Below are 10,152 nucleotides of genomic sequence, written 5' to 3'. Positions count from 1 at the left end.
AACAACGAGGATATTCTCTTCTTGCGGCATGGCGTGCGAGGTTACCCGTGCCGCTATTTTTGGCCATCCGGAAAAGTAATTCCCTCTACCGCTTGCCAGCCTTGTGCCGTGCTTTAATCTTTGTCCATGGCCGTCCCCGACTTCGCGCACCTGCATGTGCATACCGAGTATTCCATGCTCGACGGGGCGGTGCGCATTGCCGACTTGATGCGCAAGGTTTCGGAGTCCGGGATGAAAGCCGTGGGAATGACCGATCATGGCGTCCTCTACGGCGCTGTTGAGTTCTACAAGGAGGCGCAGAAGGCGGGTGTGAAGCCGTTGCTGGGCTGCGAGATGTATGTCGCGCCGGGCTCGATGCACGAAAAGAAGTCCTCCTCCGGCAAAGACGCCGCATACCATCTCACGGTGCTTGCCGAGACGAACGAAGGCTGGGCGAACCTCATCAAGCTCGTGAGCGCCGCGCACCTCGAAGGATTCTACTACAAGCCGCGCATCGACAAGGACCTGCTTGCGCGCAATGCCAAGGGTCTCATCGGCCTCAGCGGGTGCCTGAAAGGAGAAATCAGCAGCGCTATCCTCGACGGCAATCCGAAGCGCGGACGCGACCTCACCGCGCAATACCGCGATATTTTCGGTGCGGGAAACTTTTTCGTCGAAATCCATGACCATGGAATGGACGCGCAGCGTGAGGTCAACTCGCACCTGCTGCGCTGGAGCGGTGACTTGGGCCTCGGTCTTGTCGCGGCCAACGATGTCCATTTCCTCGAGCGCAGCCACCACGAGGCGCACGACGTCATGGTCTGCATCGGCACGGGTGCCAATGTCACCGACGAGCGCCGTCTGCGCTACGTGCCGGAGCTTTACCTCAAGACTCCTGCGGAGATGGCGGAAATTTTCCGCGATCATCCGGATGCCCTGTCCAACACGGCTCGCATAGCCGAACGCTGCGATGTGACCATGGAATTCGGCAAGTCGCGGTTTCCCGTATTCCATCCGCCGGAAGGAAAAACCCGCGAGGGCTACCTGCGCGAGCTGTGCGAAGAGGGATTCCGCAGACGTTATGGCAAGGGAGCGCCCGAGTTGGCGGAGCGCTTGGATTACGAACTCGGCGTCCTGCAGAAGCTCGGCTTCACGAGTTATTTTCTCATCGTCTGGGATTTTATCCGCTTTGCAAAGGAGCGCGGGATCCCCGTGGGCCCCGGACGCGGATCGGCCGCCGGAAGCATGGTGGCTTACGTGCTGGGCATCACCGATCTTGACCCGGTGCGATACGGCTTGATCTTCGAGCGGTTCCTCAACCCGGAGCGCGTCAGCCCGCCCGACATCGACGTGGATTTTTGCCAGGCGCGGCGTGGGGAGGTCATCGAATACGTGCGGCAGAAATACGGCGAGCGTTGCGTGTCACAGATCGTCACGTTCAACCAACTCGGCGCGAAAAGCGTGGTGCGCGATGTCGCGCGCGTCCTCGGCATGAGCTACGGCGAAGGCGACCGCATCGCCAAAATGATCCCCAACGAGCTGAATATCACGCTCGAGACCGCCAAGGAGAAAAACCCCGAGCTGAAGCAGGCGATCCAGTCAGAGCCGGCCACGCAACAACTTTGGAGCTACTCCACGGTCCTCGAAGGTCTTTCGCGCAATGCGGGCATCCATGCGGCGGGCGTGGTCATCGGCGACCGCGATCTCTCCGAGATTGTCCCGCTCTGCCGGGGCAAGGAGAACGAGGTGGTCACGCAGTATTCCATGGAGCCGCTCACCGACCTCGGGATGCTGAAAATGGACTTCCTCGGGCTCAAAACACTCACGGTCATGCGCGACGCCGAGGGGTTGATCCGCCGCAAAATTCCGGACTTCGACATCGAGAAAGTGCCGGTCGATGACAAGGAGGCTTTCGACATTCTGAACCGCGGCGAGACCGTCGGCATCTTCCAATTTGAAGGCGGCATGTCCCGCTATTGCCGCAATTTCGGCTTCGCCAGCCTCGATGATATGAACGCGCTGTGCGCACTCTACCGTCCCGGTCCCATGGCGCTGATCCCCGATTACATCAAGCGCAAGCGCGGCGAGACCAAGATCAATTACGATCATCCGCTTCTGGAGAAAGTGGCGAAGGAGACTTACGGGATCCTGATCTACCAGGAACAGGTGCAGCAGGCGGCGAACTTGCTTGCCGGCTACAGCCTCGGCCAAGCCGACCTCTTGCGCCGTGCGATGGGCAAGAAAGACAAGGAGAAGATGGCGAAGGAGCGCGAGGTTTTCATCGAGGGATGCAAGACTCACAACAGCATCCCCGAGAAAAAGGCGGCGGCAATTTTCGACTTGCTGGAAAAATTCGCCGACTACGGTTTCAACAAAAGCCACAGCGCAGCCTACTCGCTCATCAGCTACCGCATGTGCTGGCTCAAGGCGCACCACCCGGTGGAATTCATGTGCGCGGTGCTGAGCAATGAAGTCGACGACACGGACAAGATTTCGTTCTACGTGGACGAAGCCAAACGCATGGGCCTGGCGATCCTGCCGCCCGACCTGAACAAAAGTCTGCTCAAATTCGCCCCCGAAGAGCACGAGGGCAAGATGGCCATCCGGTTCGGTCTGAGCGGGATCAAAAATGTCGGCGAAGCCGCCATGGCCGAGGCGGTGAAAGAGCGCGAGGCGAGGGGCCCCTTCGCTTCCATCGAGGATTTTGCCGCACGCATGGATCCCCGCGCGATCAACCGCAAGTCCATGGAGTGCCTCGTCAAATGCGGCGCTTTCGATTTTACCGGCGAGGAGCGCGCGCAAATGGTCGAGGATTTGGAGCCGGTCCTGGCCGCCAGCGCTTCCGCCCACCGCGACCGCAACGCCGGTCAGCAAAGCCTCTTCGGATCCGAAACGATTCCGGTCACGGCCAAAGCCGGAGGCCGTCGCCGGGCGCGCCCCTTCGAAGAGTCGGAACTCCTGTCCTTCGAGAAGGAATTGCTCGGCTTTTATGTCACCGCGCACCCGCTCGACCCATACCGTGGCACGCTCGACAACGCAAAATTCACCAAGGTTCGCGCCTTGGAGGAAATGGACGACCGCGTGACCCTCACCGTTGCCGGCTTGCTCGACGCCGTGGAAAAAAAATTCACCAAGTCCACCGGCAAGCCCTGCGCCTTTCTCGCATTGGAGGATCTCACCGGCAAAGTCGAGGTGCGCGTCTGGAGCGAAGCCTTCGAGAAATATGCGGGCCTGCTCGTCCCGGGCAAAGTGGTGCAGGTGACCGGGCGCCTCGACAAACGCGACGACAAACCGGCTGTCACGGCCTCGGAGATCAAAGTGCTGCCTCCCACCCCCGGGAGCGAGAAGCCGGTCATCCTCCGCCTGGCCGCGGGGGGCGCAGGGCGCCGCGAGGTCGAAAACGTGCGTGCCGCCGTTCTCGATTTTCCCGGGCGTCGGCCTCTCGTCCTCGAATTTGTCGCGCGCGACGGGCGGACGATGAGGGTCCGCGCGGCGGAGCAGTTCAAGGTGGGGAACGAGCAGGGTCTGCGCGAGGCTCTCAATGGTCTGCTGGCCAACTGAACGCGCCATGAGCCGCCAAGCACTCCTTTCGGTCTATGACAAGCTCGCCGCGTTGCTGGAAAAACTGCCGGGCTCCCTGCAGGAACCCGTGCTGCGGGAACTCGAGCCCATCAAGGAAATTTTTCTGCGTCAGCGCGCGCCGAGGGTGTGTGTCTTTGGCGAGAACGCGATCGAGTTGCCGGCGTTGATCAACGCCTTGGCCGGGCGCGCCGTCCTGCATGCACCGATCCTGCGCGGACCTTGGACCCCCGTGCAAGGCAGCGGCACGGTGGACTGGGCTGATCTGCGTGGCTCCGGTTCTCTGTCGGGTGGACCTGCTGACATTTATCTGCTTGTCGCGACGTCTTCGTTTTCCGCGTCCGACGCTCACCGCACCGCGGAGGTTCTTGCCGCTGCCACGCCGCGCGAGGGAGGCGGTGCGGCCGGCTTGGCTGTTCTGACGCTTGGTGATGCTGGCGACAACGCGCGCGTTCTGTCAGCCTTGGCGGAAACACAGGCCTCCGGCGCTGTCCTTTTCTCCACCCATCTGCCGCACAGTGGCCTGGACCACGGATTCACCACCGTCTCGCGCTCCGCTCTCGGAGACCGATTGTGCGAATACATCCCGGAGGAATCGCAGCTTGAAATGGCGCGCTTTTTCTCCGCACGGGGTGCGCAGGCCCGCCTCGCCGGAACCGTGCTCAAATCTTTCGGCGCCGTGGCCGGGATCATCGGCGTGCAGCCCATTCCTTTGGCGGATTTCCCGATTCTGCTCACGCTCCAGATGTTCATGGTGGCGCTCATCATCCATGTCAGCGGCCGCGAATTTTCCCTGCGACTTGCCGGGGAATTTGCTGCATCCCTCGGTGTGGGGTTCGGTGCGGGCTTGGTTTTCCGGGAAACCGCACGCGCGGCGGTGAAGATTCTTCCCGTCTGGGGGCATATGATTTCTGGCGGCGTGGCCGGAGCGGGAACCTACGCGCTCGGCAGGGCGGCCATCGCCTATTTCATCGAGGGCAAACGCGTGCTGCGTTTGTCGCATTCGCGAAAGCTACGCAAGCCGCTGCCGAGCCCAGGGCCATGAGAACGCCCGTGCGGGCCCTGCCTGCCGACCGCGTTTTCGCAGGCACCTGCGCTTGGAGCTTCGATGATTGGCGCGATGTCTTTTATCCGCACGGGTTGCCGCGCAATCGCTGGCTCGAATACTACGCGCACCGTTTCCGTGCCGTGGAGATGGACTCGAGTTTTTACCACATGCCCTCGGCGCAGACGGTTGATCATTGGAGCGGACTGACTCCACCCGGCTTCCGGTTTTGCCCCAAGCTTCCCAAAACATTAAGCCACGAGAAGCGTCTCGAGGACCCCGCACCCGAGATCAGCATGATGAAACACCTCGCGCGTGAACTCGGGTCGCGCATGGGCTGTGCCTTGCTGCAGCTCCCGCCATCCTTCCATGCCCGTCCGGCGGAGCAAAAAGCCTTGCGCGCTTTTCTCGGCGCGTGGCCGCATGACGTCCCGCTGGCCGTCGAATTCCGCCATGCCGATTGGGACACACCGCATGCCGCATCCCTGCTCCAGGCGCATGGCGTGGCTTGGGTTTGGTCCGACCAGTGGCCGCTGGGTGGGGAAAAGCGTGCCGGATTCGGCTTCCTGCCGGTGACGGCACCGCATATTTACGTGCGTCTCCTCGGCGACCCGCGCACGAAATACGGACCCGGCGGGCACGAGACGCATCGCTACGGCAAGCTGCTCTGGCCTCGAGAAACGGCGCTCGAACACTGGTCGGTCAAACTGCGCCACCACGCCGATGCAAGCGCGCTCTACGTCTTCACCAACAACCACTACGAAGGCATGGCGGTGGAAACAGCGCGCCGGCTTTGCTTCAAGCTGGGAGTGGATCTTCCGTCTGATCCGCCAGATGCCAAGGAGCAGCTCGATCTTTTCGCCGGTCTCTCCAAGGCCTAGCATGAACTTTATGCGCCTGCTGCTCGTTGACGGTCACTATTACGCTTACCGTTCGTTTTTCGCGATTCGCGGACTCACCAATTCCCGTGGAGAGCCGACCAACGCCGTGTTCGGTTTCGTCAAAGCGCTGCGCAAAATGTTGTCCGACGTGAAACCCGACGCGGCTGCGGTGGTGTGGGATGCAGGCTTGCCGGAGCGCCGCATGCAACTTCTGCCGTCCTACAAACAGCAGCGCGAAGAAACGCCGGACGATTTGGTAAAGCAGTTGCCGGTGATCGAGGAGGCCGTCACTGCCCTCGGTTTGCGCAACGTCAGCCTGCAGGGGCACGAAGCGGACGACCTGATCGCCTCCTACGCCGCGGCGGCGCGGAAAGAAAAAGGCGAGGTGGTCATTGCCACCAACGACAAAGACATCTACGCGCTGGTCGGCGACGGAGTGGCGATCTATTCGACGAACAAAACCGACCTTGGAGACCCGAAGGACGGCTTTGCGTTGCTGGGTCCGGCGGAAGTTGAAAGAAAATGGGAAGTCCGGCCGGAACAGATTCCCGATGTGCTGGCGCTCACCGGCGACACGGCGGACAACATCCCCGGGGTCGATGGCGTCGGACCCAAAACGGCCGCGAAACTTGTGCGCGAACACGGTTCGGCTTCACTGCTTGCCGAGAATCCCTCGGTGATCGCGAACGAAAAGCTGCGTGAAAAGGTCGCAGCAGCCGCCGCCAGGTTGCGCGATAATCTCGAACTCGTCCGGCTTGAGCATGATCTTCCTCTGCCCGTGGCGCCGAAGGATTTGGAGATCAGGCCCGATGCGGCGGCGATGGCGGCCCTGGCCAAACGCTGCGAGTTCCGCAGCCTCCTTGCGGAATTTGAAAAGCTCGCCAAAGCAGGAGGCTCCGCATCCCAAGGCGAGCTGTTCTGAGCGTCGCCACGCGTCCGCTGTTGCCAACGGCGGCTGTTACCGCAAAAATGCGTTGATGAAAAATTTCACCCTCGCCTTCGTTGTTTTTGCAATTATCGCATCTCCGCTTTGGGCCCAGCAGGCGCCCGTCGATTGGAAAACGCTAGCCGCCGAGTTCGCCCAAGATCAGGCGGCGGCCACTGCCAAGTATCAAGGCAAGCTGATAACCGTCACCGGACCAGTGGCATCCATCGCCGCGGGCGACATGACGGTCGATGATCCATCCGTGGCCGTCATCCTGTCATCAGCCGATGGTCCGGGCCCCGACGTGAAGTGCCTTTTCCAGAACGAAGATCTTCCTGTCGGCACCGAGATCTATGTCACGGGTGACGGAAGCGAAGCTATTCTCCGCAAAAAGGACTCCGCCGGGAACCTGACCTCTTCCGAACCGCTGGTCGATGTCGGCCAGCAGATCGTGGCTACCGGTTCCTTTTTGAGCTACGATGGCGGTGACATAGTCCTGCAGCACTGCCGCTTGGACAAGGAACAGCCGGAGTAGAACCTATCCCAAAACCTGGCGCGGTGGCGTTGCGGATAATTTTCGTTTGTGGCAAGGAGCAAGCGATGTGGCTGTATCCTCTGCGATACAGTCCCGAGCGCCGCGACGCAGCCACGGAAGAAAAGCGCCGCAACCCTCTCGGGCAGGGTCATGGCGGGGCGTCTGGCGGCGTTGCTTCGCCAGTCACGATGCGCAGAGGCATCGCTCCCTGCTCGCGCCTTGCCATCCGCCCCGCCATGACCCTGCGCCACCCCGCGAGGTTTTGGGATAGGTTCTAGAAACTCACCACGGCGTTGACGCCGAGGGCGAGGGCGCTCGGTGTGGACGGACTGCCGCCGGGATTGACCAGCATTTGCGCGCCGGGCTGAATGATCAGACCGGGCAGGACTTGGATGCCGTAAGAAAGTTCCACCGTCATTTCGTAGAACTGCGGTTTGGTCGTCACGCTGGCGGCCTGCTCGCTGCGGAGCTGGCTGCTGTAGGCGCCGTAGGCCAGACCGAGGGAAACGAAATCTTTCGGACGGCTTTCCAGCGGCCCATAAGCGACGAGACCGGAGCTGAAATAATAAGGCATGGGGCTGACTGCTTGGCTCGGCGCAACCACGAAGCTGCCGAAAACGCCGAGATGCCGGTTGGCCGAAGGCTCACCGAAACGCATCAGCGCCTGATCGGCGACCGCGTAAAGACCGAAGCGCCCGTCGCTCGAGGTGTTCGAGTCATAGGCCGGCACGCTGCCGCCGAGGACAAAGCCGCCGAGTTTCAAGTTGCCGGGCAAGCCGGTGTCACCGGTCGCCTGGTTGCGCCGCCAACCGATTTCACCGATGCCGAAGGGCGGACCATCGAAGGTGAAATCCAGACCGTAGCGATCGGCCAGCCCGACATCGGGATCGCCGTTGTAGATGCCGGCCATGGCGTAGAATTGCTCGACGGGTGCGATTTTGACGCGCGCGCCCCACGTGGTGGCAGGATAGCCGAAGGCGCCGGGCGAATTGTAAAAGATGGCGAAGGGGATGGCGTTGAAAGCGACCGACGTGAAAGTGCGGAAATAGGCCGATGCGGCAAACTCCTCGCCGTAGAGGCTGTCGATGGAGACGCGCCCGGCGCGCAGGCTGAGTTTCCCGTCAAAGAGCGATTGCGTGTAGCTGAGATCGGTGAGGCGCGGTCCGGGCGGGGCGACGTCGGAGGATTGGATGGGAAACACGTTGCCGACCACATCCTGCGACAACTGCGTGCCGAAGTTGACGGCAAAGCCGATGTGGAATTCGCCGCCGGGAATGTTGACCAGCTTCTCGGTATCCAGCTTCAGGTCCGCGCAGAACATGCTGTAGGACGTGAAGCCTTGCTCCACACCGCCGTAGGGATTGCCGTAGGCATCGGAGATGAGCAGGAACTTGGGCTTCACGCCTTTCTCCCAGAGAGACGTGCGCACGCCCATCCAATCTCCGAGGAGATAATTCTCCCGGAAATTGGCGTCCTCCACCGCGGCGGAGTCGGGGACGGCCGCCCGCGCCATGCCGAGGCACAGCGCGAGGGCAGCGACCGCGGACGCGAAAAGCGCCCGGCCCGACTCAGGCCAGCTTGGGATAAGCCGGCGTGTAAACATGGGAGCGGATGAAGGCCTCCATGTCCGCGGGACGCTCAACCGTGGCGAGGCCGCTGTCGAAGACGAGCTTGGCCACGCGGGCCGCCGTCTTGATCTCGGTCTCGAGGATGTTGGCTTGCAGCGGATAGAGCAGGCCTTGCTTGAGCAGATCGGGCGAGACCTGGTCGGCTACACCTTTGGCCGCCTCGATGAACATCTCGTCGCTGACGCGCTTGGCCTGCGTCGCGTAGATCGCCATGGCCACCGCGGGGAAGATGTAGAAGTTGTTGGCCTGCCCGGGAATGAAGGTCTGTCCCTTGAACTGCACCGGCTGGAACGGAACACCCGCCGCGTAGATCGCCTTGCCATTCGACCACGTGTAGGCCTGCTCGGCCGTGCACTCGGCGTGCTCGGTCGGGTTCGACAAGGCGAGGATGACCGGACGCTCGTTGATGCGGCTCATGGCCTCGACGACTTCCTTGGTGAACGCTCCGCCGATGGTGCTGACGCCGATGATGGTGGTCGGCTTGATGCTCTCGATCGCCGCGACGAAATCGCGCGTCGGCGCATGCGGGTGCGCGTAGGGGAGCTGGAAGTCAACAAGGTCGGTGCGCGTCGATTCGAGCAGACCGTTCACGTCGAACATGTAGACGCGCGACTGCGCTTCCTTCAGCGACATGCCCTGATCGACCAGCGCGGAGCAGAGGAGGTTGGCCAGGCCGATGCCGGCGGAACCGGCACCGAGGAAGAGGTATTTCTCGTCCTTGAGCTGCGTGCCTTTGAGCTTGGTCGCGTTGATCATGCCGGCCAGCGTGATGCCCGCCGTGCCCTGCACGTCGTCGTTGTAGACGCAGTATTTGTCGCGATAGCGCTCGAGAAGGTGGACGGCATCGACGCCGGTCCAGTCCTCGAAGTGGATGCAGCATTTCGGGAAAACCTCCTGCACCGCCTCGACGAACTCATCGACGAAGGAATAGAGGTCTTCGGTGGAGGGCCGACGCTCGCGCAGACCAAGGTAGAGCGGGTCATTCAGGTATTGCTCGTTGTTCGTTCCGGCATCGAGATACATGGGCAGGAGGCCTTGAGGCGGCACGCCGGCCGCCGCGGTGTAGAGCTGGAGTTTGCCGATGGGAATGCCCATGCCGTTGGCGCCAAGATCGCCGAGGCCGAGGATGCGTCCGCCGTCGGTCACGCAGATGAAGCGGACGTCTTTCTGCGGCCAGTTGCGCAGGATTTCTTTCACGTGGCCGCGACGCTTGATCGAGAGATACATGCCGCGCGGGCCGCGGAAGATGTGTCCGAACTTCAAGCAGGCCTCGCCGATCGTCGGATCATAGACGATAGGCAGGAAGCGCGCCGGATCCGACATAAGCGTGCGGTAGAAGAGGGTTTCATCGTGGTCGAGCAGGTTGACCAGATAGATGTAACGGTCGATGTCCGATGTCTTGTGGCTGAGTTGCAGCAGCACGCGCTTGAGTTGGAGATCTTCGGTCTCTGTTGCGTCGGGCACGAGGCCGACCAACCCGAGGGCTTGGCGCTCGGCTTCGGTGAAAGCGGTGGATTTGTTGAGGGCGGGATCTTGGAGAAGATCTGTGCCGCGTTTTGTAACGGTGGTGCTCATGGAGT

The 10,152-nt window shown here is 61.8% G+C and carries 7 protein-coding genes; 5 read left to right on the top strand and 2 right to left on the bottom strand.

What is annotated here, in order from left to right:
• The first annotated feature begins 126 nt into the window (after window positions 1–126).
• Genes dnaE through FGM15_09725 form a run of 5 tightly spaced genes read left to right on the top strand, consistent with a single transcriptional unit; the run spans window position 127 to window position 6,944 of the window.
• Window positions 127–3,540 carry a DNA polymerase III subunit alpha gene (gene dnaE / locus FGM15_09745; protein MBU3666139.1) on the top strand — a complete coding sequence of 1,138 codons (3,414 nt, stop codon included), beginning with the start codon at window positions 127–129 and terminating at the stop codon, window positions 3,538–3,540.
• A 7-nt stretch (window positions 3,541–3,547) separates the two neighbouring features.
• Window positions 3,548–4,603 (top strand): hypothetical protein, encoded by a 1,056-nt coding sequence (locus tag FGM15_09740; protein MBU3666138.1) that lies wholly within the window; start codon window positions 3,548–3,550, stop codon window positions 4,601–4,603.
• On the top strand, window positions 4,600–5,484 hold the full coding sequence (locus tag FGM15_09735; GenBank protein ID MBU3666137.1) for a DUF72 domain-containing protein: 885 nt from the start codon (window positions 4,600–4,602) through the stop codon (window positions 5,482–5,484). Before FGM15_09740 ends, FGM15_09735 begins: the two co-directional genes overlap by 4 nt.
• Window positions 5,327–6,406: a flap endonuclease gene (locus FGM15_09730; GenBank protein MBU3666136.1), complete on the top strand. Its 1,080-nt coding sequence runs from the start codon at window positions 5,327–5,329 to the stop codon at window positions 6,404–6,406. Before FGM15_09735 ends, FGM15_09730 begins: the two co-directional genes overlap by 158 nt.
• The gene (locus FGM15_09725; GenBank protein MBU3666135.1) at window positions 6,246–6,944 is read left to right on the top strand and encodes a hypothetical protein; all 699 of its coding nucleotides are present in this window, start codon (window positions 6,246–6,248) and stop codon (window positions 6,942–6,944) included. Before FGM15_09730 ends, FGM15_09725 begins: the two co-directional genes overlap by 161 nt.
• A 274-nt stretch (window positions 6,945–7,218) precedes the next feature.
• Here the strand turns inward: FGM15_09725 and FGM15_09720 are convergent, their stop codons facing one another.
• The gene (locus tag FGM15_09720; protein ID MBU3666134.1) at window positions 7,219–8,547 is read right to left on the bottom strand and encodes a carbohydrate porin; all 1,329 of its coding nucleotides are present in this window, start codon (window positions 8,545–8,547) and stop codon (window positions 7,219–7,221) included.
• Window positions 8,513–10,147 (bottom strand): NAD-dependent malic enzyme, encoded by a 1,635-nt coding sequence (locus FGM15_09715; protein ID MBU3666133.1) that lies wholly within the window; start codon window positions 10,145–10,147, stop codon window positions 8,513–8,515. Before FGM15_09715 ends, FGM15_09720 begins: the two co-directional genes overlap by 35 nt.
• Between the last annotated feature and the right edge of the window lie 5 nt (window positions 10,148–10,152).

Source organism: Chthoniobacterales bacterium, from assembly GCA_018883245.1.
In the GTDB taxonomy this organism is placed as follows: domain Bacteria; phylum Verrucomicrobiota; class Verrucomicrobiia; order Chthoniobacterales; family JACTMZ01; genus JACTMZ01.
This window is presented reverse-complemented; position numbering and strand designations above follow the sequence as displayed.